This is a genomic window from Streptomyces sp. NPDC014623 (genome assembly GCF_043088245.1).
In the GTDB taxonomy this organism is placed as follows: domain Bacteria; phylum Actinomycetota; class Actinomycetes; order Streptomycetales; family Streptomycetaceae; genus Streptomyces.
Genome location: NZ_JBIBZU010000011.1, coordinates 186,708 through 211,052, shown reverse-complemented (window position 1 = coordinate 211,052; position 24,345 = coordinate 186,708). Strand labels below are relative to the sequence as shown.

The following is a 24,345-nucleotide window of genomic DNA, read 5'->3' as shown; positions in this document are numbered from 1 at the left end:
CGGCGCGCGTCACCCCCGTGCGGGCGGCGCGCGCTGGTAGCCGTAGTCCATGCCGCTGACCTCCCGCCGCCTGCGTGCCGCTCTGCTGGCCGCCGTGCCGGTCACCCTCGTCGCCGCCACCCTGCCCGCACCCGAACCGCTCGGCGTCGGTGACCGTCTGTTCCCTCACCTCGGCAACCCGGGCTACGACGTCCTCTCCTACGACATCTCGCTCACCTACAGAGGCAGCAGCACCGAACCCCTCGACGCCGTCACCACGATCGACGCACGGACCACCGCGCCCCTGGAACGGATCAACCTCGACTTCGCCCGGGGCGCCGTCCGCTCGGCCGAAGTGAACGGGCTGCGCTCGGATTTCTCGGACGCGGGCGAGGACCTGGTCATCGGCGTGCCCTCCCGGCTCCCTGCCGGAGCCCCCGTGCGGATCACCGTCCGGCACACGAGTGACCCCTCCGGGGACCAGGCCCGCGGAGGCTGGGTCCCGACCGCCGACGGTCTCGCGATGGCGAACCAGGCCGACGCCGCGCACCGGGTCTTCCCCGGCAACGACCATCCGTCCGACAAGGCGTACTTCACCTTCCGGGTGACCGCGCCGAAGGAACTCACGGTCGTGGCGGGCGGCCTTCCCGCGGGGAAGCGGGACCACGCGGGCACCACCACCTGGACCTACCGCACCGCACACCCGATGGCCACGGCACTGGCCCAGGTGTCCATCGGCCGCTCCGCCGTCCTGCACCGCACCGGACCGCACGGCCTGCCGCTACGCGACGTGGTGCCCGCCGCCGGCCGCGAGGAACTGGAGCCCTGGCTGAGGAAGACACCGGCACAGCTCGCCTGGATGGAGGAGCAGGTCGGCCCGTACCCGTTCGAGACGTACGGCCTCCTGGTCGCCGACACCGAGACGGGTTTCGAACTGGAGACCCAGACACTCTCGCTCTTCGAACGCTCCCTGTTCACCGGCGCCGGCTACCCGGAGTGGTACGTCGACTCCGTCATGGTGCACGAACTCGCACACCAGTGGTTCGGCAACAGCGTCTCCCCGCGTTCCTGGTCCGATCTGTGGCTCAGCGAGGGACACGCCACCTGGTACGAGGTCCGTTACGCCGAGGAGCACGCGCAGAAGCCGATGGAGCGGAGGATACGCGAGGCCTACGCCCGCTCCGACACCTGGCGCACCGCGGGCGGCCCGCCCGCCCGCCCCGACGTCCCCACCTCCGACCACAAGATCAGTCTGTTCAGGCCGGTCGTGTACGACGGGAGCGCGCTCGTCCTGTACGCACTGCGCGAGGAGATCGGCGAGGCCGCGTTCGACTGCCTGGAGCGGGCGTGGGTGCGAGTCCACCGGAACGGATCGGCGACCACCGCGCAGTTCACGTCCCTCGCGTCGAGGATCGCGGAGCGGGACCTGACGGAGTTCTTCGACGGGTGGCTGTACGGGAAGAAGACACCGCCGATGCCGGGTCACCCGGACTGGCGCAGCGATACGCCTCGGGACCCCGCGGGTGTACAGAGCCCCGCGCGGGCACCGAAACCCGAATGACGAGCCGGGCGGGGACATGCCACTATCGACGTGTCGGCACGGCAGCCGGCCGGTGGATCCCCTCCGCGGGAATCTTCCGGCGGGATCACGCGTTGTGGCTGACGTACCGGACTTCTATCGACGTAAGGATCCAATGACCTCCTCTTCTTCCCTTCCCCAGGACGCGCAGGACGCGCAGAGCGCCACGGACGCCAACTCCGGGAGCCTCACCGAGAGCCTTCGGGCCGACGCCCTGATGGAAGAGGACGTCGCCTGGAGCCACGAGATCGACGGAGAGCGGGACGGCGACCAGCTCGACCGTTCCGAGCGTGCCGCGCTGCGACGTGTGGCGGGCCTCTCCACCGAACTCGAGGACGTCACCGAGGTCGAGTACCGGCAGCTGCGCCTGGAACGCGTGGTTCTCGTCGGTGTCTGGACATCGGGGACCGTCCACGACGCGGAGATCTCCCTCGCGGAGCTCGCGGCCCTCGCCGAGACGGCGGGTGCCCAGGTGCTCGACGCCGTTTTCCAGCGGCGGGACAAGCCGGACCCGGCCACCTACATCGGCTCGGGCAAGGCGCTGGAGCTGCGCGACATCGTTCTCGAATCAGGGGCCGACACCGTCGTCTGCGACGGTGAACTCAGCCCCGGCCAGCTGATCCACCTGGAAGACGTCGTCAAGGTCAAGGTGGTCGACAGGACCGCCCTGATCCTCGACATCTTCGCCCAGCACGCCAAGTCCCGTGAAGGCAAGGCGCAGGTGTCGCTGGCACAGATGCAGTACATGCTGCCGCGCCTGCGCGGCTGGGGCCAGTCGCTGTCCCGGCAGATGGGCGGTGGTGGCTCCAGCGGTGGTGGCGGTATGGCCACCCGTGGACCCGGCGAGACCAAGATCGAGACGGACCGGCGACGGATCCGCGAGAAGATGGCGAAGATGCGCCGGGAGATCGCGGAGATGAAGACCGGCCGCGAGATCAAGCGCCAGGAGCGCAGGCGCAACAAGGTACCTTCGGTGGCGATCGCCGGATACACCAACGCCGGGAAGTCCTCGCTGCTCAACAGGCTCACCGGCGCGGGCGTCCTCGTGGAGAACGCCCTGTTCGCGACCCTCGACCCGACCGTGCGCCGGGCCGAGACCCCGAGCGGCCGGACCTACACCCTGGCCGACACCGTCGGATTCGTGCGGCACCTTCCCCACCACCTGGTCGAGGCGTTCCGCTCCACCATGGAGGAGGTCGGTGACTCCGACCTGATCCTGCATGTGGTGGACGGCTCCCACCCGGTGCCGGAGGAGCAGCTCGCCGCGGTGCGTCAGGTGATCCGGGAGGTCGGCGCGGTCGACGTGCCCGAGATCGTCGTGATCAACAAGGCGGACGCGGCGGACCCGCTCGTCCTGCAGCGTCTGCTGCGCACGGAGAAGCACGCGATCGCGGTGTCGGCGCGGACCGGCGCAGGCATCGACGAGCTGCTCGCGCTCATCGACACCGAGCTGCCGCGGCCGTCCGTGGAGATCGAGGCGCTCGTGCCCTACACCCAGGGCGGGCTCGTCTCACGGGTGTACGCCGAGGGCGAGGTGCTCTCCGAGGAGCACACGCCGGAGGGCACGCTGCTCAAGGCGCGGGTCCACGAGCAGCTCGGAGCCGACCTGGCGGTCTTCGTGCCGGTGCCCCACTGACGCGCTGACCGCACGCGTGATCGCGCGGAGGCCGGGCTCCCCTCGACGAGGGGAGCCCGGCCTCTTCCGCGTGGTTACCGGCCCGCGAACTTCTCACTCATCATCGTGAAGATGCCCGGGCGTCCTCACCGCGCCCGGGGCCGGCCCGCGGTGACCGGGGCGGTGGACGTGTGGGGGACCGGCGTGGCCTTGCCCTCGGCGAACCAGCCCCCGCCGGAGGAGCCGCCGGGCATGGTGCAGCCGATGCGGTACCTGGTGGGGGTGGCGGGGCTGATCGACAGCCGGCCGGGACGGTCCGCACAGGTGTGCATGAGCAGACCGCCGTGGAGAGAGGCTCCCCCGAATACGCGGATGCTCGGCGAGAATTGCCATGAATGTGTCATTCCGGTGTCCGGCGGGGCCTGCGCGAGGGCGGGGCCCCACGACGCGTCGGGCCCCGGCCTGCTGCTGCCGTACCGGGGCCCGACGGGCGCGGTCCTACTGCCCCGCGTACTTCTTGCTGACGGCTTCGTAGATGCCCTTCGCTTCCTCGCCCAGGCGAGGGCCGGCCAGCCAGCCCGCCGTGACCGGACCGATCGAGGTGTTGGAGACCAGCGCGGGCTTGCCGTCCCGGCCGTCCGTGACCCAGCCGCCGCCGGAGGAGCCACCGGTCATGGTGCAGCCGATGCGGTACATCGTCGGCTGCTGTGCGAAGACGGTGAGGCGGCCCGGTTCGTCGGTGCACCGGAGTGCCTTCTGGCCGTCGAACGGCGGGGCCGCCGGGTAGCCGGTCGCCGTCATGCTGCCGGTCTCAGAAACGGCCGGGGCGTTGAATTCGACAGGGAGGGCCGACCCGACGGTTTCCTCCAGGGACTTGCCCGTCGCACCCTTCTCCGGAGTCACCTGCAGCACGGCGAAGTCGTACGGAGCGCCCTGCCCGCCGGTCGCGGCGCCCTGGTTGATCCACTGCTCGGAGGTCTGCGCCCACTGGCCCCACCACACGCCGTACGGAGCGACTTCCTCCTTGGACGCGTTCTGCAGCTCGGCTGTCGACATGCCGCTGTCGTTGTACGAGGGGACGAAGGCGATGTTGCGGTACCAGCCGCCGTTCTTACCCGCGTGCACGCAATGCCCGGCCGTCCAGACCATGTTGGACTTGCCCGGGCGGGCCGGGTCCTGCACCACGGTCGCCGAGCAGACCATCGAACCGTCGGGGCCGTCGAACAGGAGCTTTCCGGACTCGGGTGCGGCCTTGTGGTACGGCGTCTGCAGGTTCGCCGCCTCGACCGGGGCCGGGGTCGGGTCCGTCACGCCCTCGTCACCGGAGATGTCGTTGTCGACCGGGTTCTCCGGGGGCTTGTCGGCCTCCCGCATCCGGTCCGGGTTCCAGAGGTCCTCGATGACGGGGTTGACGTAGTCCTTGGCCTCACGCAGCCAGGTGTCCTTGTCCCAGTTCTTCCACTCGCCGTTCCTCCACTTGTCGAGATCGATCCCGTGCTCCTTGAGCCGGTCCTTGAGATCGTCCGGGATCACCACCTTCCCGTCGGAGGCCCGGCCGGCGGAGCTGCTCGGCTCGCTGACCGCCCCGTCCTCCTCCGGACCACAGGCGGTGGCGGTGAGCGTCAGGACAGCGGCGAGGGCGGCTGCGGCGAACACCCGGGGGGTGCGACGGGCGCTCCCCCCGCGGTGTGCGGTATCGATCGGGCGCATGGGTCGCATCTGGTGATCCCCCTGGGACTTCGTCACTGACTTCGTTACTGCACTGCGGACTTGGGGTGCGTGGCACGGGGCTGCAGGCCACGGCGCACACCCCCGGAGCGGCGGCTGCGTCCCGAGTGCGGCCCCCCACTATGCCGGTGCCGATGGGGACGGTGTGCGGCAGGGCCACGGTTCCGCGTGCGCAAGGATCTTCCGATTTACCCGTGATCTCCCGCCTTCCGCGTCGTTGGTACGTACGGGGGAGCCCCGGACGGGGTTCATCGGCGCAGTTCGCCCCCTCGGGCGCCACCCGATGCGCAACGTAACCGTTACAGCAGGAGGACCGAGAAGCCGTGGCCGTGACCGAACCAGCTCCGGTGACGCTCCCTCCTGTGCACGAAGGGATCCTGCGGCGTCAGGCGCTGCGTGAATCGGCGGCCCGCACCTATGCGCGGTCCCTGCCGATCGTTCCGGTGCGCGCACGGGGCATGACCATCGAGGGTGCGGACGGCCGGCGCTATCTCGACTGTCTCTCAGGGGCGGGCACCCTGGCCCTCGGCCACAACCACCCCGTGGTACTCGAAGCCGTCAGGCAGGTCATCGACTCCGGGGCACCGCTGCATGTGCTCGATCTCGCCACGCCCGTCAAGGACGCCTTCACGACCGAGCTGTTCGCCACCCTGCCCCGGGAGCTGGCCGACAACGCCCGGATCCAGTTCTGCGGTCCGGCGGGCACGGACGCCGTCGAGGCGGCGTTCAAACTGGCCCGGACGGCGAGCGGACGCAGCGGCCTCCTCGCCTTCACGGGCGCGTATCACGGGATGACCGCCGGCGCCCTGGCCGCTTCGGGAGGCGCCCCGGACGTACGGGTGACGAGACTTCCCTTCCCGCAGGACTACCGCTGCCCCTTCGGAGTCGGCGGGGAGCGGGGTGCGGACATCGCCACGCACTGGACGGAGTACCTCCTGGACGACCCCAAGGGCGGTGTGCCCGCTCCGGCCGCCATGATCGTGGAACCCGTCCAGGGCGAGGGCGGGGTGAATCCCGCCCCCGACGGCTGGATGCGCCGGATGCGGGAGATCACCCAGGAGCGTTCCATCGCCCTGATCGCGGACGAGGTGCAGACCGGCGTCGGCAGGACCGGCGCCTTCTGGGCGGTCGAGCACAGCGGTGTCGTGCCCGACGTGATGGTGCTCTCGAAAGCCATCGGCGGCTCACTGCCGCTCGCGGTGATCGTCTACCGCGCGGAGCTCGACCTCTGGCAGCCCGGCGCCCACGCGGGCACCTTCCGGGGCAACCAGCTCGCCATGGCGGCCGGGGCCGCGACTCTCGCTTACGTACGGGAGAACGGGCTCGCCGAACGCGCGGGGACGCTGGGCGCACGCATGCTCGCCGGGCTCCGGGCGCTGCGCGCGGACCATCCGGGCATCGGTGACGTCCGGGGCCGCGGTCTGATGATCGGCCTCGAGCTCGTCGACCCCGAGGCCGGGCCGGCCACCGCCGGCGCCGGATCCGTCCCGCCCCCCGATCCGGCCCTCGCCGCAGTGGTACAGCAGGAATGCCTGCGCCGCGGCCTCATCGTCGAACTCGGCGGACGCCACAGTGCCGTGGTCCGACTGCTTCCTCCCCTCACTCTCACCGACGAACAGGCGACGGCGGTCGTCGACCGCCTCGCCGACGCGCTGAGAGCGGCCGAGCGCTCTCCGTACCGCCGGGCCGCTGCCGGGCCGACCCGCTGACCCCGGACCCCTCACAAGGAAGACCGCCGTGAACCCCACCCCTGAGCCCGAGGCCGACGGCCCCCTCACCAGCCACCAGCGAGGGCACGACCTGCCGGAAGGCCCCCTCGCCGTCGAGACGACGACCGTGCCGCGCCAGAAGGCCGGCCCGCACGGAAACCCGCGGGCCGGGGCGTACACCCCTCCCGGCGCCCTCCAGGGACGTCCCGGTCACGCCCACCAGGACCCGCTGGACCATCCGGATCCGGTCCGGGCCGCGGATTCGGCGGGCACGGAGAATCTGCTGCGCTGCTGGGCCAGGGAGAACGACCTGCCCCGTCCGCAGGGGGACACCCTGCGCATTCCCCTCCCCGCGAGCGGCACCGCCCTGATCGTCCCGATCGGGCATTGGTCCGCGACGGGCTGTCACCGCTTCGGGACGCCGGTGCTGGAGAACGCGCCCGCCGGCGCACCGGGCGTCGACGCCGTCACGGTGGCCGCGCTGCTGAGCCGTGAGAGCGGGCGGAACGCCGGAGCCGATCTGGTGGCCAGGGTGGCCGACTCCGTACGTCACACCGCGGTCTTCGTCGCGGACCGGCGCCGCACACCCACCGCGTCGTCCGAGGCCGATCTCTTCCTCGCCGCCGAGCAGTCCCTCGTGTTCGGCCACCCCCTGCATCCCACTCCCAAGAGCCGCGAAGGCCTCTCCGAGTCCGAGGCGCTGCTCTACTCACCCGAGTTGCGCGGCTCCTTCCCGCTCCACTGGATGGCCGTGGACCGCTCCGTCCTGGCTACGGAGTCGTCGTGGACGAAAGCCGGCAGACCTGTTCCGGCGGAGGCGCTCCTCGCACCCCACGCCGAAGGGCTGAGCCTCCCTGAAGGGAGCACGGCCCTCCCGCTCCACCCCTGGCAGGCCGCAGAGGTCCTGCGCCGCCCGGAGGTGGCCGCGCTGTGCGAGAAGGGCCTTCTCCACGACCTCGGCCCGTACGGGGAACGCTGGTACCCCACCTCCTCCGTCCGGACCGTGCACCGCCCCGGTTGCGACCTCATGCTGAAGCTGTCCCTCGGCGTACGCATCACCAACTCCCGCCGGGAGAACCTCCGCAAGGAACTCCACCGGGGAGCCGAGGTCCACCGGCTGCTGCGCACCGGGCTGGCCGACCGGTGGCGGGAGGCGCACCCGGGCTTCGACATCGTGCGGGACCCCGCCTGGCTGGCTGTCGACCATCCGGACGGCAGGCCCGTCCCCGGTCTCGACGTGATGCTCCGCCACAATCCGTTCGGCCCGGCTGACGACGCGGTGTGCATCGCCGGACTCACCGCCCCCCGTCCGTGGCCCGGCCGTCCGGGCACACACTCGCGGCTCGCCGACACGGTCTCGTCGCTCGCCGCCCGCACGGGCAGGACGGCAGGAGCGGTATGCGCCGAGTGGTTCCTGCGCTACCTCGACCGCGTCGTCCTGCCCGTCCTCTGGCTGGACGCACACGCGGGCGTCGCCCTGGAGGCCCACCAGCAGAACACGCTCGTCCTCCTCGACCCGGACGGCTGGCCCGTCGGCGGCAGGTACCGCGACAACCAGGGCTACTACTTCCGGGAGTCCCACCGCTCCGCTCTCGAGCGCCGGCTCCCGGGCATCGGCGCCCTCAGCGACACCTTCGTCTCCGACGCCGTCACCGACGAGCGGCTCGCCTACTACCTCGGCATCAACAACGTGTTCGGTCTGATCGGGGCCTTCGGCGCTCAGGGGCTGGCCGACGAACAACTGCTCCTCGCCGCTTTCCGCCGCTTCCTCGAAGGTGCCGTCGAGCTGGGCTCCTCCCTGCCGGCCTACCTCCTGGAAACCGGCGAACTCCGCTGCAAGGCGAACCTGCTGACCCGGATGCAGGGCCTCGACGAACTCGTCGGGCCGGTGGACACCCAGTCCGTGTACGTCACCATCGCCAATCCGCTCCGCAGCGACAAGGCATGACCGTCTGAACCCAGGAGAGGAGAACGTCACGGTGCATCATGCCGATGCCCACATCAGCACCGGTGCCGTTCCGCCCGACGCCACCGGAACCGAGGACACCCTGGAGCTGCGGCTCACCGATGAGCTCCTGGTCCTGTTCGGTGATGCCCCTGCGCCCACCGTCGCCGGGGCCGGCCTCTCCGCTCTCGTGGGCGATCCCGGCGCGTGGAGCCCTGTCACCACTCCCGCCGGTCCCTTCCGGCTCGTCCCGGCGGAACCCGATCGCGACCTCGCGGTGATCAGCCGGTGGATGAACGACCCCGCGGTCGCCGCCTTCTGGGAGCTCGCCGGACCGGAGTCGGTGACCGCCGCCCACCTCCGTCAGCAGCTCGCAGGTGACGGTCGTAGCGTCCCCTGCCTCGGCGCCCTGGGCGGCATGCCCATGAGCTACTGGGAGATCTACCGCGCGGACCTGGACCCGCTGGCCCGGCACTATCCGGCACGACCCCACGACATGGGGGTCCACCTCCTCGTCGGCGGTGTGGGCGACCGGGGGCGGGGCATCGGCACCCTTCTGCTCAGGGTGGTCTCCGACCTCATCCTCGACAACCACCCCCTCTGCGGGCGCGTGGTCGCGGAGCCGGACCTGCGCAACACCCCGTCCGTGGCCGCCTTCCTGAGCGCCGGCTTCCGATTCAGCGCGGAAGTGGATCTTCCTGAGAAGCGAGCGGCCCTGATGATCCGTGACCGAGCCCACCGTGAACACCTGTGAACAACTCACCGCACCGCACAGCCCACTCGAACCCCATCGGTCCCACCCGGAGGAGTCTCCGTGCCGACATATCCTGCGAGCCATCATCCGGCGGAGCCGCATACGCCGCTCGACACCCCGGAACTCGACCGGGCCGTCTGGGACCGGGCTGCGGCGAGGCTCCTCGCCAAGATGCTCGGTGAGTTCGCCTACGAGGAAGTCATCGAGCCCGTACCGAGGGCGGACGGCGGTGCCGGGCGGGACGGCTACACCGTGCCGCTCGACGACGGGGCGACCTTGAGTTTCCACGCCCGGCGCGGTGCCTACGGCAGCTGGCGCGTCGATCCCGCGACGGTCCGGGAGGCGGCCGTCCCAGGCACCGGAGACGAGAACGCCGAGGGCACACCCTTTTGCGACCCGCTGAGTTTCCTCGCCCGCGGCCGCCGTCTCCTCGGCCTCGACGGCGCCACGCTCGGACACCTCATCCGTGAGATCACCGCCACGCTCACCGCCGACGTGCGTCTCGATCACACCGCGCTCCGTGCCGCGCAGCTCGCCGAGCTTCCGTACGCCGAGCTCGAAGGCCACCAGACCGGCCACCCCTGGCTCGTGGCGAACAAGGGCCGTCTCGGGTTCTCCGCAGCCGACGCCGCCCGTTTCACGCCGGAAGCCCGGTCGGCCACCGCGCTGCCCTGGATCGCCGTCAGCACCCGTATAGCGGGCTACCGGGGAGTGGGCCGTGTCGCCACCCCCGAAGACCTCTACGACCAGGAACTGGACCCCTGTGTCCGGGACTCCTTCGCCGCGATCCTGTGTGGGCGGGACCTCGACCCCGCGGACTACCTGTTCCTTCCCGTGCATCCGTGGCAGTGGGACGAATGGATCCTCCCCCTCTTCGCCCCCGCGATCGCGGACGGCGACATCGTGCCCCTGCACGCGGACGACGACCTCCGGTTGCCGCAGCAGTCCATCCGTACCTTCACCAATGTGGGGCGCCCCGACCGGCACACGGTCAAGCTGCCCCTGTCGATCCTCAACACCCTGGTCTGGCGGGGCCTGCCGACCGAACGCACGCTCGCCGCCCCGGCCGTCACGGCGTGGGTCCAGGGACTGTGTGAAGGCGATCCCTTCCTCCGTGACACCTGCGGGGTCATCCTGCTCGGGGAAGTCGCCTCGGTGGCCGTCGAGCACCCGCTCTACGACCACCTCCCGGAGTCTCCCTACCAGTTCAAGGAGATCCTCGGAGCGATCTGGCGGGAACCCCTCCAACCGCGCCTCGCACCCGGCGAACGCGCCCGTACGCTGGCCGCTCTGCTGCACACGGACCCCGGCGGCCGCTCCTTCACCGCCGAGCTCGTCGCCCGCTCGGGACTGCCCCCGGCCGCCTGGCTGACCCGGCTCTTCGCCGCACTGCTGCCCCCGCTGCTGCATTTCCTGTACCGCTACGGCACGGTCTTCTCCCCGCACGGTGAGAACGCCATCGTCGTCTTCGACGAGAACGACGTGCCGGTCCGCCTGGCGATCAAGGACTTCGTCGACGACGTGAACGTCAGTGCCCGGCCGCTGCCCGAGCACGACACGATGCCCGCCGACGTCCGCGCCGTCCTGCTCACGGAGGAGCCCTCCTTCCTGACCCAGTTCATCCACTCCGGGCTCTTCGTGGGGGTCTTCCGATATCTGTCACCCCTCTGTGAGGAGCAACTGGGCTTACCGGAGGGTGAATTCTGGTCACTCGTCCGTGCCGAGATCCTGAGGCACCATGCCCGCTTCCCCGACCTCAAGGAGCGGTTCGAGATCTTCGACATGCTGACGCCGACGATCGAGCGCCTGTGCCTCAACCGCAACCGCCTGCATCTGGACGGTTACCGTGACCGGCCGAAGCGCCCTCACGCCGCAGTCCGGGGCACCGTCCCCAATCCGCTCCACCCCTCCGCGTGAGTCCGGGACCGATCGATGTTGTCGGTGGGGCGCCGTAGGGTGGTCGGGCTATGACGAAGCCATCTCTCCCCGAGCTCCTCCACGCCGCCGTCACCGCTGTCGGCGGTACGGAACGGCCCGGCCAGGTCTCCATGGCCGAGGCCGTCGCCGAGGCCGTGGACGACAACGCCCATCTGCTCGTCCAGGCCGGTACCGGCACGGGCAAGTCCCTCGGTTACCTGGTGCCGGCGCTGGCCCACGGAGAGCGGGTCGTGGTGGCCACGGCGACACTGGCCCTCCAGCGCCAGCTGGTGGAGCGGGACCTTCCGCGCACGGTCGACGCGTTGCACCCGCTGTTGCGCCGTCGGCCGGAGTTCGCGATGCTCAAGGGCCGTTCGAACTACCTCTGTCTGCACCGGCTCCACGAGGGGGCTCCGCAGGACGAGGAGGAAGGGCTCTTCGACCAGTTCGAAGCGGCGGCGCCGTCGAGCAAACTGGGCCAGGACCTGCTGCGTCTGCGTGACTGGTCGGACGAGACGGAGACCGGTGACCGGGACGACCTGACACCAGGCGTATCGGACCGGGCGTGGGCCCAGATCTCCGTCTCCTCGCGCGAGTGCCTCGGCGCCACCAAATGCGCGTACGGTGCCGAGTGCTTCGCGGAGGCTGCCCGGGAGCGGGCCAAGCTCGCCGATGTCGTCGTCACCAACCACGCCCTGCTCGCGATCGACGCGATCGAGGGCGCGCCCGTGCTCCCCAAGCACGAGGTGCTCATCGTCGACGAGGCCCATGAACTGGTCTCCAGGGTCACCGGGGTGGCTACCGGCGAGCTCACCCCCGGCCAGGTGAACCGGGCGGTGCGCCGCGCTGCGAAGCTGGTCAACGAGAAGGCGGCCGACGCCCTGCTGACCGCGTCGGAGGGGTTCGAGCGGGTCATGGAACTGGCCCTGCCCGGGCGCCTGGAAGAGGTGCCGGAGGATCTGGGCTACGCCCTCATGGCCCTGCGTGACGCCGCGCGTACGGTGATCTCCGCCCTCGGCGGCACACGGGACAAGTCCGTCCAGGACGAGGACGCGGTGCGCAAACAGGCCATGGCGTCCGTCGAGTCGGTCCACAGCGTCGCGGAGCGCATCACACAGGGCTCCGAGTACGACGTCGTCTGGTACGAGCGCCATGATCGCTTCGGTGCGTCGGTCCGGGTCGCGCCGCTGTCCGTGTCCGGGCTGCTGCGCGAGAAGCTGTTCGCCGACCGCTCGGTGGTGCTGACGTCGGCCACGCTCAAGCTCGGCGGTGATTTCAACGGAGTGGGGGCGTCCCTGGGCCTCGCGCCCGAGGGCACGGCGGGCGACGACATCCCGCAGTGGAAGGGGCTCGACGTCGGCTCGCCGTTCGACTACCCGAGGCAGGGCATCCTGTACGTCGCCCGGCACCTGGCCACGCCTGGACGGGAAGGTTCCCGCACCGACATGCTCGACGAGCTCGCAGAGCTGGTGGAGGCGGCGGGTGGCCGCACCCTGGGGCTGTTCTCCTCCATGCGGGCGGCCCAAGCGGCCGCCGAGGAGTTGCGTGGCCGACAGGACAAGCCGATTCTGCTGCAGGGTGAGGAGACACTCGGGGAGCTCATCAAGAACTTCGCGGCGGACCCCGAGACCTGTTTGTTCGGGACGCTGTCCCTCTGGCAAGGCGTCGATGTCCCGGGTCCGAGCTGTCAGCTCGTGGTCATGGACCGGATTCCCTTTCCCCGGCCGGACGACCCCCTGATGAGCGCCCGCCAGAAAGCGGTCGAGGAAGCCGGCGGCAACGGCTTCATGGCGGTGGCGGCGACCCATGCCGCACTGCTGATGGCGCAGGGTGCCGGCAGGCTCGTGCGGGCCATGGGCGACAAGGGCGTGGTCGCCGTGCTCGACCCCAGGCTGGCCAATGCGCGGTACGGGAGCTATCTCCGCGCCTCACTGCCGGACTTCTGGTACACCACGGACCGTAATCAGGCGCGGCGGTCGCTGGCGGCCATCGACGCGGCGGCCAAGACCGCGCAGTGAGAGGAGGGCGGGCCGCCAGGGACACCCCGGGGCGGTCCGCCGGAGTGAATGTCCGGTTCGTACCTCTCAGGGCATGTGTCCGGGAGACCGCGGAGACATCAGGGCCCCGGGACCGGCGCAGTGGTCCCGGGGCCGGTCGAACCGGCGGAACTCATACCCGCCGCAGCACCGCCACGACCTTGCCCAGGATCGTCGCCTCGTCACCGGGAATCGGTTGATAGGCGGAATTGTGCGGGAGCAGCCACACATGGCCGTCCTCGCGCTTGAACCGCTTGACCGTGGCCTCGCCGTCCAGCATGGCTGCCACGATGTCGCCGTTCTCCGCGACGGGCTGGCGCCGGACGGTGACCCAGTCCCCGTCCATGATCGCCGCCTCGATCATCGAGTCACCGACGACTTTCAGCACGAAGAGCTCGCCGTCACCGACGAGCTGGCGGGGCAGAGGGAAGACGTCTTCGACGGACTCCTCGGCGAGGATCGGGCCACCGGCCGCGATCCGGCCGACCAGCGGCACATACGAGGCTGCGGGTTTCCCGGCGGTGTCGGTCGGTTGTGTGCTGGGCTGGTCCGAGCCCCGCACCTCGTAAGCGCGTGGCCGGTGAGGGTCGCGGCGCAGGAATCCCTTACGCTCCAGAGCCATCAGCTGATGGGCGACGGACGAGGTGCTGGACAGTCCCACCGCCTGGCCGATCTCGCGCATCGAGGGGGGATATCCCCGTCGCTGCACGGAATCCCGGATCACCTCGATCACGCGCCGCTGCCTGTCCGTGAGCCCTGAGCTGTCCGCCCGGATCCCTGGAGGCCGGCCGGGCAAAGAGCGTGCTGCTCGTGCGGGCTCCGGCCCCCCCGCGTTCGACATCGAGTCATTCACGGTGTGCACCGGCTCAAGTCGGCCCTGGGAGCGGTGGTCCTGGGCAGTGATGGTCGCGCTGTCTGCGGTGGTGGTCACGTCGGCCCCTCTCGAATGGTCTCCCTGGTTAGGCAACGGTAGTAGCTTTCGAAAGGTTGCGCCAAACACACGTTCGAGTGAAAAACAAATAAAGGGCTCTCGTGGGCTTACCGAGAGGTGTATGAGCTGAGGCGCCGGGCCGCGATTCGATGGAGCCGGCCGGAATTGCGCCCGCGCTCCACCGGTCCGCCTGCGTATGCGGGATGTGTGCCGCGAAAGGCCCTCTCCGGGGGTGCGCCCGGTTGCCCCCGCAGGACGGCCCCGGGGCCTCGGCCGGCGTCCGTTTCCCGTACCCTCGTGCCGGGCCGTAGGCTGCCCCGGGCCTGCGGGGAAGCGCGACACGCGCGTGGGGCAGAGGCAGGGCAAAACCCTAGATGTAGTGGCTGCCCTGCTTTCGCCGCCCATAAGTAGTGGTCCCCGGTCCGTCGGAGCCGAGTGCATCACCTATGCTTGTGACCGTCCTCAGGGGCCCTGAACAGGGCGCGGAGGGCTATTCAGTCGTGCTGTGAAGGAGGGTTCGGAGACATGCACTGCCCCTTCTGCAGGCACCCCGACAGCCGGGTCGTGGACAGTCGCACGACGGACGACGGGACGTCGATCCGGCGGCGTCGTCAGTGCCCCGACTGCTCCCGTCGTTTCACGACGGTGGAGACCTGCTCACTGATGGTGGTCAAGCGCAGCGGCGTGACCGAACCCTTCAGTCGCACCAAGGTCATCTCGGGGGTCCGCAAGGCGTGCCAGGGCCGCCCCGTCACCGAGGACGCCTTGGCGAAGCTCGGCCAGCGGGTCGAGGAGGCGGTGCGGGCCACGGGGGGTGCCGAGCTGACGACACACGATGTGGGGCTGGCCATACTCGGCCCCTTGCAGGAACTCGACCTCGTCGCGTACCTGCGTTTCGCCTCGGTGTACCGGGCGTTCGACTCGCTCGAAGACTTCGAGACCGCCATCGCGGAACTCCGCGAACGGCGGCCCCGCGCGGAGCGGGACGGGAGCGGTGGAACCCCTGGGATCCCCGCGCCCGCCACAGTCGCCGCCGATTGACCGAAGGCGGCCGCAGGGGCGGCCGAGCCGGCGACAGGCGGCACCAAGACCTGTTCCGGAACGCTGTGCGCGGCGTCCGGAACATCAGACACACACTGTGCCCTGGGAAGAACTGGGCACTTCAGGGCGTTTTTGCCCACATATGGGAGGCGGCATGACAGAGACGGCGAGCGGCCCGGCACGAGGTTCCCGCACCAAGGGAGCCAAGTCGACTGCGACCAAGCAGGGCCTGCGCATCGAGCGCATCCACACCACTCCCGGCGTGCACCCGTACGACGAGGTCGCGTGGGAGCGCCGTGACGTCGTCATGACCAACTGGCGCGACGGCTCGATCAACTTCGAGCAGCGTGGCGTCGAGTTCCCCGACTTCTGGTCGGTGAACGCGGTCAACATCGTCACCAGCAAGTACTTCCGGGGTGCTGTCGGCACGCCGCAGCGCGAGACCGGTCTGCGACAGCTGATCGACCGGATCGTGAAGACGTACCGGAAGGCCGGCGAGGACTACGGTTACTTCGCTTCCCCCGCGGACGCCGAGATCTTCGAGCACGAGCTGGCCTACGCCCTCCTGCACCAGATCTTCAGCTTCAACTCGCCGGTCTGGTTCAACGTCGGTACGCCCCAGCCGCAGCAGGTCTCGGCCTGCTTCATCCTGGCCGTCGACGACTCCATGGAGTCGATCCTCGACTGGTACAAGGAAGAGGGCATGATCTTCAAGGGCGGCTCCGGTGCCGGCCTGAACCTGTCCCGCATCCGCTCCTCCAAGGAACTGCTCTCCTCCGGTGGCAACGCCTCCGGCCCGGTCTCCTTCATGCGGGGCGCCGACGCCTCCGCAGGAACGATCAAGTCGGGCGGCGCCACCCGCCGCGCGGCCAAGATGGTCATCCTCGACGTCGACCACCCCGACATCGAGAACTTCATCGAGACCAAGGTGAAGGAGGAGGAGAAGATCCGCGCCCTGCGCGACGCGGGCTTCGACATGGATCTGGGCGGCGACGACATCACGTCCGTCCAGTACCAGAACGCCAACAACTCGGTCCGTGTGAACGACGAGTTCATGAAGGCCGTGGAGTCCGGCGGGAAGTTCGGCCTGCGTGCCCGGATGACCGGTGAGATCATCGAAGAGGTCGAGGCCAAGTCCCTCTTCCGCAAGATGGCCGAGGCCGCATGGGCCTGCGCCGACCCCGGTATCCAGTACGACGACACCATCAACCACTGGCACACCTGCCCGGAGTCCGGCCGCATCAACGGCTCGAACCCCTGCAGCGAGTACATGCACCTGGACAACACCTCGTGCAACCTGGCCTCGCTGAACCTGATGAAGTTCCTCAAGGACGACGGCGAGGGCCACCAGTCCTTCCAGTCCGAGCGCTTCGCCAAGGTCGTCGAACTGGTCATCACCGCGATGGACATCTCGATCTGCTTCGCGGACTTCCCGACCCAGAAGATCGGCGAGAACACCCGCGCCTACCGCCAGCTGGGCATCGGCTACGCCAACCTCGGCGCTCTGCTGATGGCCACCGGGCACGCGTACGACAGCGACGGCGGCCGCGCGCTCGCCGGCGCCATCACCTCGTTGATGACGGGCACGTCTTACCGCCGCTCCGCCGAACTCGCCGCGGTCGTCGGCCCGTACGACGGCTACGCCCGCAACGCCGAGCCGCACCAGCGCGTCATGAAGCAGCACTCGGACGCCAACGCCGTGGCCGTCCGCGTCGACGACCTGGACTCGCCGATCTGGGCCGCCGCCACGGAGGCCTGGCAGGACGTGATCCGTCTCGGTGCGAAGAACGGATTCCGCAACGCCCAGGCCTCGGTCATCGCCCCGACCGGCACCATCGGTCTCGCGATGTCCTGCGACACCACCGGCCTCGAGCCCGACCTCGCCCTGGTCAAGTTCAAGAAGCTCGTCGGCGGCGGCTCGATGCAGATCGTCAACGGCACGGTGCCGCAGGCCCTGCGCCGTCTCGGCTACCAGCCGGAGCAGATCGAGGCGATCGTCGCCCACATCGCCGAGAACGGCAATGTGATCGACGCCCCGGGGCTCAGGACCGAGCACTACGAGGTCTTCGACTGCGCCATGGGCGAGCGTTCCATCTCGGCCATGGGCCACGTCCGGATGATGGCGGCCATCCAGCCGTGGATCTCCGGTGCGCTGTCCAAGACGGTGAACCTGCCGGAGACGGCCACCGTCGAGGACGTCGAGGAGGTCTACTTCGAGGCGTGGAAGATGGGCGTCAAGGCGCTCGCGATCTACCGGGACAACTGCAAGGTCGGCCAGCCCCTCTCCACCAAGAAGTGGGAGGAGAAGAAGGACGAGGTGACCGCGAAGACCGAGGACACCATCCGTGCCGCGGTCGAGAAGGTCGTCGAGTACCGTCCGGTCCGCAAGCGCCTGCCCAAGGGCCGTCCCGGCATCACCACCTCCTTCACGGTGGGCGGCGCCGAGGGCTACATGACCGCCAACTCCTACCCGGACGACGGTCTCGGTGAGGTCTTCCTGAAGATGTCCAAGCAGGGCTCCACCCTCGCGGGCATGATGGACGCCTTCTCGATCGCGGTCTCGGTCGGCCTGCAGTACGGCGTCCCGCTGGAGACCTACGTCTCCAAGTTCACCAACATGCGCTTCGAGCCGGCCGGTATGACGGACGACCCGGACGTGCGGATGGCGCAGTCGATCGTCGACTACATCTTCCGCCGCCTGGCGCTCGACTTCCTGCCGTTCGAGACACGTTCCGCGCTCGGCATCCACTCGGCCGAGGAGCGTCAGCGTCATCTGGACACCGGTTCGTACGAGCCCGCCTTCGGGGACGACGAGCTCGATACCGAGAGCCTGGCGCAGTCCGCTCCTGTGCAGACCCAGCCGCTGAAGGCGGTCGCCTCGCCCGAGGAGAGTGCTGAGAAGCCGGCGCCCAAGACGGCGCACACCTCGGCCGAGCTGGTCGAGATGCAGCTCGGCATCAGTGCGGACGCGCCGCTGTGCTTCTCGTGCGGCACGAAGATGCAGCGCGCCGGGTCCTGCTACATCTGCGAGGGCTGCGGCTCGACCAGCGGGTGCAGCTGACCGACGGGCGAAGCCGCATCGGAGGAGACCTCCGGTGCGGTCCGCGCGGGTAGCTGACCGGCAGCTCACGAAGGGGACCGGCCACCGGCCGGTCCCCTTCGGCGTGCGGGTGGTGCTGTGCAGGCACGGGCACGCTCTTCGAGTTTCAGGATTCCTCGTGCGGGCGGTGGTAGTGGAGCAGTACGACACCGCTGCCGAAGGTGCGGGTGCCGACGAGCCGGAGCGCCGTGGGGGTTTGCCCGGCGGGGGAGAACAGCGGCCTGCCCCGGCCGAGGACGACCGGATGGACGTACAGGCGAAACTCGTCGATCAGGTTCAGGCGCATGAAGGACGCGGCGAGATCGGCACCTCCGACCAGCATGTCCCCGCCGGGCCGGGCCTGGAGTGCACGGATGTCCTCGACGACCACGTCGCGCACCACAGTGATGTTCCGGTCCGCCCGGTCCAGCGTCCTGGAGAAGACGAACTTCGGCATGTTCCGCCAGATCTCCGCGAATTCAGCCATCGCGGGTGTACTCGACGGATCGCTGTCCGCAGTCGGCCAGAAACCGGCCATCAATTCGTAGGTGACCCGCCCGTCCAGGAAGGCGCTCACCGAGCTCATCTGCTCGTTGAAATGCCGGTGCACCTCCTCGTCGACGAGATGCCAGCCGAGATCCCGGCCCGGCCCCTCGAAGAAACCGTCGAGAGAGACCGACATCATCAGAACGATCTTTCTCATGCGTCCTCGTGGAGGGTCGGGGGCTGCGGCCCCGTCGGTCATCAGCGCGATCGGCTTCCCATCGCCGCGGTGAACGAATCAGGATCGCCGTCGAATCCGCGGACGGTTCCGTGGAAGCCCCAGGACCCCGAGGGGTCACGGACGAATTCGGCGACGACCGCGGCGGTGGCGGCGGCCACCGAAGAGAAGTCGTCCTCCGCCAGATTCGTGTAGCCCTCGCGGATCTGCACGGCCGTGTGCTCTACCTGGCCGAAGGTCTTGCGGCCGTCGCGCTGCTGGATGGCCACGCCGACTACGACCCTGGCGTAGGCGTCCGACAACCGGTCCAGTTCGAGTGTCATGACCTCGTCGAAACCGTAACCCTGCCCCGTGCGGCTGTCCCGGTTGAGCGTGATCGTCCCGTCAGGTGACCTGCTGTCGAAGTGCACGAGGTAGGCGGGACTGCCGTAGGGGGCGTCCTTCTCGTACGTGGCCGCGATGATGTCCAGGTCGTTGGCGGGCTCGCCGGCGGCGCTGGGATCCCACTTGACCCTTACTTCGACCTTCTCGATGTCCTTGTTGGGAGTACTCATCGAACGTGCCTCCTCGCTGCTGGACCGACGGACCTCTTTCATCCTCAGATCATGTCCGTAACTGTCCGTGGATCCAACCGCGTTGGATCCGGACGTCGTATTCGGGCCAATCACATGGCCCGGGCTGCGCGGGTCCTCGCAGGCCATCGGTGCCGGGCGGCCGGAGCACGACCCGCGCCACGCCGGGCGCCGTACGATGGCGCGGTGCTGGTCAAGTGGATTCGCTGCACCGTGGTGGACCGCCGCGGTTTCGAGCGGGGGCAGCGGACATGGGCGGGGCTGCTCGACGAGCCGGGATTCCGGGGACAGGGCGGCGGATGGAGCCGAGGAGAGCCCGGAGTCGCTCATACGTTCGCGTTCTGGGAGAGCCGGGTCTTCTACGACTCCTTCATGGCCCGAGGCCATGACCGGCTGGCCGCCGCGCAGTCGGGTATGTACAAGGACCTGCGGGTCAATCTCTTCGAGTACCGCTTCGATGTGAAGACCGGTTTCGTGCCGGAATTCACCGACGCCGACGTGGTCCGGGTCGCACACAGCCGGGTGCACGAGGACCGTGCCGACCACTTCGCGCTCATGCAGCAACGGGTGTGGAACCCGGCGATGGCGGGTTCCCCCGGGATGCTGCGCGGAGTCTTCGCGGAGGCCCCGGGACATGAGTTCCTGGTGCTGTCGATGTGGCAGTCGAGCGCCGAACGCGGCAAGTACCGGCCCGGGGGCGTCGCCCGGCTCGCGGCGCGGGCGGACACCGAGAGGGACGTCGAGGAACTCACGGGGGACGTGGTGCGGCTCGAGCCGACGTGGACGGTGTGACGTGCGCTCCCGCCGGCGCGGACGGTCCGGCGGCGCCAGTCCCCGGCGGTCGTCCCGGCCCACGCCCGTACCGGCGTTTCCTTGGTCACATACGCCCGGAGAAGCCCGTACAGCTGCTCGAACGCACCGGACGGCATCTAGGGTCGGTACATGGCACGACCGCAACGCATCGTTCTAGTCCGTCACGGTGAGTCCGAAGGGAACACCGACGACACGGTCTACGAACGTGAGCCCGACCATGCCCTCAGGCTTACGGCGAAGGGCCTGCGCCAGGCGGAGGCGACCGGCTCCCGGCTGCGTGAGACGTTCGGGGACGAGCGTGTCAGCGTCTACGTCTCGCCCTACCGGCGCACCCACGAGACGTTCACGGCGTTCGGTCTCGCACCGGAACGCGTGCGTGTCCGGGAGGAACCCCGGCTGCGCGAGCAGGACTGGGGCAACTGGCAGGACCGTGACGACGTCAGGCTGCAGAAGGCCTACCGGGACGCGTACGGGCACTTCTTCTACCGCTTCGCGCAGGGCGAGTCCGGCGCCGATGTCTACGACCGGGTCGACGCGTTCCTGGAGAGCCTCTACCGGAGCTTCGAAGCTGCCGACCACCCGCCGAACGTGCTGCTGGTCACCCACGGACTGACCATGAGGCTCTTCTGCATGCGCTGGTTCCACTGGTCGGTGGCGGAGTTCGAGTCGTTGTCCAACCCCGGGAACGGCGAAACCAGGACGCTGCTGCTCGGTGAGGACGGCCGTTATACGCTCGACCGGCCCTTCGAGCGGTGGCGCACCCCTGAGCCGTACGGCATCACCGGATAGAGTGGCAGAGCGATGACCGCTGACTCCGCTTCCGACCGCTTCGAACGCGCTCTGGCCAGCCTGCGTGGACTGTCCGTGGGAGACGCCCTCGGCTCCCAGTTCTTCGTCCCGGCCAATTATCCGCTGCTCAAGAACCGGGCCCTGCCGCCCGCCGGCTGGCAGTGGACCGACGACACCGAGATGGCCTGCTCCGTACTCGCCGTGCTGGCCGCCCACGAACGCATCGACCAGGACGCGCTCGCCGAGTCCTTCGCCCGGCACCACGATTTCGACCGGGGCTACGGGCCTGCGGTGAACCGGCTGCTCAGGCTGGTGCGGGAAGGCGGCGACTGGCGTGAGCTGGCTTCCGCCCTCTTCCAGGGCCAGGGTTCCTGGGGGAACGGTTCGGCGATGCGCATCGCACCGCTGGGCGCCTGGTACGCGCACGATCCGGAACAGGCCACCCACCAGGCCGAGATCTCTTCGTACACCACCCATCAGCACCGCGAAGCCGTCGTGGGGGCCATGGCCGTCGCAGCGGCGGCCGCCCTCGTCGCCGCGCCGGGAGGCCCGCCGACGCCGGAAGGCCTGCTCGACGGTGTCGTCGCCCTCGTCCCGCGCAGCGCGGTCGGTGCCGGGCTGCGCAGGGCGCGCGACATGCTCGACTACCGGGACGCGGGTACGGTCGCGGCGGTGCTCGGCAACGGCCGTCGTACGAGCGCACACGACACGGTGCCGTTCGCACTCTGGTCGGCGGCTCGGAACCTCGGCGACTTCGAACAGGCCTTCTGGGCGACGGCGCAGGCGGGCGGTGACGTGGACACCACCTGCGCCATCGTCGGCGGAGTCATCGCCGCGGAGCGGGCCGGCGCGCCTCCGGCCGACTGGCTGGCCCGGACGGAGGCGCTGCCCGACTGGGTCCCTCCCGCGCCGGCACGCCGCTGACCGCTCGCCCAGGCCGAAGGGGCGCCGACCGCCCCTCCAGGGCCGGCGGCTCAGCGGGGCATGGTCACGTCCTGGCGAGTTCACTGTCACGGTCCTGCCACAGCGCCGGCTCCGATCGGCCGAACGCCCCGGGCGGGGCTTACCCTTTCGGCCACGCCGCCCTCATTGATCTTGGTGGGCGTGCACCTAGAGACGCCGGGGCCGTCGCGCCGCGATGTGGCCGTGCGAGCGGACTCCGGTGGGGGAGGGGTCCCGATGTCCGATCAGTCGTCCGAAGCGTCCAGCCGCCCCGACACGTCACCGGAGCCCGGCGCGGTGGTCGAAGCCGCGTCCGGTGCCGCGCCCGAGCCGGCGAATGAGCCGGCACCGGAAGGCCCCGGCCACGTGAAGGCGTCGGCAGGGGGACCGGCGCGGGCTTCCACCCCGGTACCGCCGCAGAGCGCCGGTCCGGACGTTCCGAAGATGCCCGCCCATCTCCGAGCGGCGCCCCGGGCGGACGTCCGGCAGCGCCGGAGCCGGCAACCGCCTCCCGGTGTGCTTTCCAGGCTGCGTCCTCCGTCTCCGCCTGCGATCGGCCCGAAGACCCTCTGGTCGGTCTTCGCCACGGCTCTGCTCAGCGCCCTGCTGTTCGGCGAAGGGCTGGGGGCCAACCTGCTGATCGTGGCTGTGCCCGCCGCTCTGGGGGCCTTCTTCGCCGCTCGCTCGGCAGGGCGCAGGCCAAGGCCCTGGACGGCCGTCTGGGCGGTGGGCGGCCTGGCGCTCCTGGCGATCCCGGTGCTCAGAGAAGCAGGGTGGCCGGTCTTCCTCGCCATGGTGTCCGCCCTTGCCCTGGGTTCGCTCGCTCTTCACGGAAGCCGTAGCTGGCTGGGTGTGCTGCTCGGGTCCCTGGGTCTGTTCTCCTCGGTGGCGGCCGGCGCGCGCTGGGGGTGGCGCGGGGTGCGTGACCGTGCGGACGGTTCCGCGGGCCGGGTGCGCACCGTGGTGCGCACCGCGGCGGTGGCCGTCGTACTGCTCGTCGTTTTCGGTGCGCTCTTCGCCTCCGCGGACGCCGCCTTCGCCGACCTCCTGGGCAGTCTCACCCCCGACGTTTCGGTCGGTGACAGCCCCTGGCGCGTCCTCCTCTTCGCACTCGGGCTCCTGGGAGCGCTCGCCGCCGCGTACAGCGCCGCGGCGCCGGTGCGCTGGGACGGCATCACCGTTCGGCCGGGCGAACCCCGGAACAGGGTGGAGTGGGCACTTCCGCTGATCGTGCTCGACCTGCTCTTCGCGGCCTTCGTCGGGCTCCAGCTCGTCGTTCTTCTCGGTGGGTACGACAAGGTGCTGAAGGAGACGGGCCTGCTGCCCGCCGAGTACGCCCGCCAGGGCTTCTGGCAGCTCCTCTGGGCCACCCTGCTGACGCTGCTCGTCATCGCGCTCGCCCTGCGCTGGGCCCCACGGGGCGGGCCACGTGACCGGATCCTGGTCCGGAGCGTTCTCGGCGCTCTGTGCGTACTCACGCTCGTCGTGGTCGCCTCCGCGCTGCGCCGTATGGACCTCTACGTGGAGGCCTTCGGGCTGACCCGGCTGCGGATCTCGGTGGCCGCCGTGGAGCTCTGGCTCGGAGTGGTGCTCGTCCTCATCCTGGCCGCCGGCGTCTTCGGTGCCAGGCTGCTGCCACGCGCGATCGCCGTGAGTGCCGCCGCCGGTGTGCTGGTCTTCGGTCTCCTCTCGCCCGACGGGCTGATCGCCGAGCAGAACGTCCAGAGGTACCGCAGCGACAAAACGATCGACATCGACTACCTCAAGGGGCTCTCCGCAGATGCCGTACCGGCTCTGAACGCACTGCCGGAACCGCTGAGGTCCTGTGCGCTGGAGAACTTCCAGCGCGACCTCGCCCTCCGGGAGGCCCCGTGGTACTCCTCCAGCTGGGGCGAGATCAGGGCGCGGGAGATCCTCGAGGAGCACCCCGCACAGCACCGGGGGACCGAGTGCCACGGCTTCGGCCGGGAAGCCGGTGAGCGGGGGGAGGGCCACGAGGAAGAGGGCTCCTACGACCCGTACTGAGCGGGTCTTCCCGGAAACCGGGACGACGGTCTTCGGCCGGCCCGGTCCGCGGATCGGAGCCACCGCCGTTTCCGTGCACGGGGGTGAGTCCCCAGGAGCGCCCGAGCGTCCGACGCCCGGCTCCGGCGGGGGAGTTCGGCGCACCTGCCCGTGTCGGAGGCCCGGGTGGG

Annotated in this window: 18 protein-coding genes; 13 read left to right on the top strand and 5 right to left on the bottom strand. The window is 70.0% G+C overall.

Features of this window, described 5'->3' with window-relative positions; all coding sequences use genetic code 11:
- Window positions 1–49: 49 nt before the first annotated feature.
- Together ACF1FZ_RS19655 and hflX are read left to right on the top strand one after the other, a co-directional pair.
- The gene (locus tag ACF1FZ_RS19655; RefSeq protein ID WP_391774655.1) at window positions 50–1,540 is read left to right on the top strand and encodes a M1 family metallopeptidase; all 1,491 of its coding nucleotides are present in this window, start codon (window positions 50–52) and stop codon (window positions 1,538–1,540) included.
- Window positions 1,541–1,673: 133 nt separating this feature from the next.
- Window positions 1,674–3,194 carry a GTPase HflX gene (hflX, locus tag ACF1FZ_RS19650; protein ID WP_391774654.1) on the top strand — a complete coding sequence of 507 codons (1,521 nt, stop codon included), beginning with the start codon at window positions 1,674–1,676 and terminating at the stop codon, window positions 3,192–3,194.
- A gap of 125 nt (window positions 3,195–3,319) precedes the next feature.
- Here hflX and ACF1FZ_RS19645 read toward each other — a convergent pair whose 3' ends face one another.
- Entirely contained in the window at window positions 3,320–3,505 is a 186-nt protein-coding gene (locus tag ACF1FZ_RS19645; RefSeq protein ID WP_391774653.1) for a hypothetical protein, read from the bottom strand.
- Between the two features lie 166 nt (window positions 3,506–3,671).
- Complete coding sequence (locus tag ACF1FZ_RS19640) at window positions 3,672–4,883, bottom strand: trypsin-like serine peptidase (RefSeq protein ID WP_391774652.1); 1,212 nt, start codon at window positions 4,881–4,883, stop codon at window positions 3,672–3,674.
- Between the two features lie 341 nt (window positions 4,884–5,224).
- Between ACF1FZ_RS19640 and ACF1FZ_RS19635 the strand changes: the two genes are divergently transcribed.
- The 5 genes from ACF1FZ_RS19635 to ACF1FZ_RS19615 are packed head-to-tail and all read left to right on the top strand — an operon-like array spanning window position 5,225 to window position 13,244.
- Window positions 5,225–6,610 carry a diaminobutyrate--2-oxoglutarate transaminase family protein gene (locus ACF1FZ_RS19635; RefSeq protein ID WP_391774651.1) on the top strand — a complete coding sequence of 462 codons (1,386 nt, stop codon included), beginning with the start codon at window positions 5,225–5,227 and terminating at the stop codon, window positions 6,608–6,610.
- Window positions 6,611–6,638: 28 nt separating this feature from the next.
- Window positions 6,639–8,558, top strand: coding sequence for an IucA/IucC family protein (locus ACF1FZ_RS19630; protein ID WP_391774650.1), 1,920 nt, complete (start codon window positions 6,639–6,641; stop codon window positions 8,556–8,558).
- Window positions 8,559–8,589: 31 nt separating this feature from the next.
- Window positions 8,590–9,309 carry a GNAT family N-acetyltransferase gene (locus ACF1FZ_RS19625; RefSeq protein WP_391774649.1) on the top strand — a complete coding sequence of 240 codons (720 nt, stop codon included), beginning with the start codon at window positions 8,590–8,592 and terminating at the stop codon, window positions 9,307–9,309.
- A gap of 60 nt (window positions 9,310–9,369) precedes the next feature.
- Window positions 9,370–11,226 carry an IucA/IucC family protein gene (locus ACF1FZ_RS19620; RefSeq protein WP_391774648.1) on the top strand — a complete coding sequence of 619 codons (1,857 nt, stop codon included), beginning with the start codon at window positions 9,370–9,372 and terminating at the stop codon, window positions 11,224–11,226.
- Between the two features lie 50 nt (window positions 11,227–11,276).
- The gene (locus ACF1FZ_RS19615; protein ID WP_391774647.1) at window positions 11,277–13,244 is read left to right on the top strand and encodes an ATP-dependent DNA helicase; all 1,968 of its coding nucleotides are present in this window, start codon (window positions 11,277–11,279) and stop codon (window positions 13,242–13,244) included.
- A gap of 151 nt (window positions 13,245–13,395) precedes the next feature.
- Here the strand turns inward: ACF1FZ_RS19615 and lexA are convergent, their stop codons facing one another.
- Window positions 13,396–14,193: a transcriptional repressor LexA gene (lexA, locus tag ACF1FZ_RS19610; RefSeq protein ID WP_391774646.1), complete on the bottom strand. Its 798-nt coding sequence runs from the start codon at window positions 14,191–14,193 to the stop codon at window positions 13,396–13,398.
- Between the two features lie 525 nt (window positions 14,194–14,718).
- On the opposite strand from lexA, the gene nrdR reads away from it, so the two are divergent.
- Both nrdR and ACF1FZ_RS19600 read left to right on the top strand, forming a co-directional pair.
- A complete protein-coding gene (gene nrdR, locus ACF1FZ_RS19605) occupies window positions 14,719–15,234 on the top strand; it encodes a transcriptional regulator NrdR (RefSeq protein ID WP_391774645.1) in 516 nt (171 codons plus the stop codon).
- Window positions 15,235–15,388: 154 nt separating this feature from the next.
- Complete coding sequence (locus ACF1FZ_RS19600; RefSeq protein ID WP_391774644.1) at window positions 15,389–18,295, top strand: vitamin B12-dependent ribonucleotide reductase; 2,907 nt, start codon at window positions 15,389–15,391, stop codon at window positions 18,293–18,295.
- Window positions 18,296–18,440: 145 nt separating this feature from the next.
- Here the strand turns inward: ACF1FZ_RS19600 and ACF1FZ_RS19595 are convergent, their stop codons facing one another.
- A complete protein-coding gene (locus tag ACF1FZ_RS19595; RefSeq protein ID WP_391774643.1) occupies window positions 18,441–19,016 on the bottom strand; it encodes a dihydrofolate reductase family protein in 576 nt (191 codons plus the stop codon).
- Window positions 19,017–19,057: 41 nt separating this feature from the next.
- The gene (locus ACF1FZ_RS19590) at window positions 19,058–19,588 is read right to left on the bottom strand and encodes a TerD family protein (protein ID WP_391774642.1); all 531 of its coding nucleotides are present in this window, start codon (window positions 19,586–19,588) and stop codon (window positions 19,058–19,060) included.
- Window positions 19,589–19,792: 204 nt separating this feature from the next.
- On the opposite strand from ACF1FZ_RS19590, the gene ACF1FZ_RS19585 reads away from it, so the two are divergent.
- The 4 genes from ACF1FZ_RS19585 to ACF1FZ_RS19570 all read left to right on the top strand — a co-directional run bounded on the left by ACF1FZ_RS19585 (window position 19,793) and on the right by ACF1FZ_RS19570 (window position 24,175).
- The gene (locus ACF1FZ_RS19585; RefSeq protein ID WP_391774641.1) at window positions 19,793–20,398 is read left to right on the top strand and encodes a YdbC family protein; all 606 of its coding nucleotides are present in this window, start codon (window positions 19,793–19,795) and stop codon (window positions 20,396–20,398) included.
- Window positions 20,399–20,548: 150 nt separating this feature from the next.
- Window positions 20,549–21,208, top strand: a complete 660-nt coding sequence (locus tag ACF1FZ_RS19580; RefSeq protein ID WP_391774640.1) for a histidine phosphatase family protein — start codon at window positions 20,549–20,551, stop codon at window positions 21,206–21,208.
- A 12-nt stretch (window positions 21,209–21,220) separates the two neighbouring features.
- A complete protein-coding gene (locus ACF1FZ_RS19575; RefSeq protein ID WP_391774639.1) occupies window positions 21,221–22,132 on the top strand; it encodes an ADP-ribosylglycohydrolase family protein in 912 nt (303 codons plus the stop codon).
- 255 nt (window positions 22,133–22,387) lie between these two features.
- Window positions 22,388–24,175, top strand: coding sequence for a DUF4153 domain-containing protein (locus tag ACF1FZ_RS19570; protein ID WP_391774638.1), 1,788 nt, complete (start codon window positions 22,388–22,390; stop codon window positions 24,173–24,175).
- Window positions 24,176–24,345 lie beyond the last annotated feature (170 nt).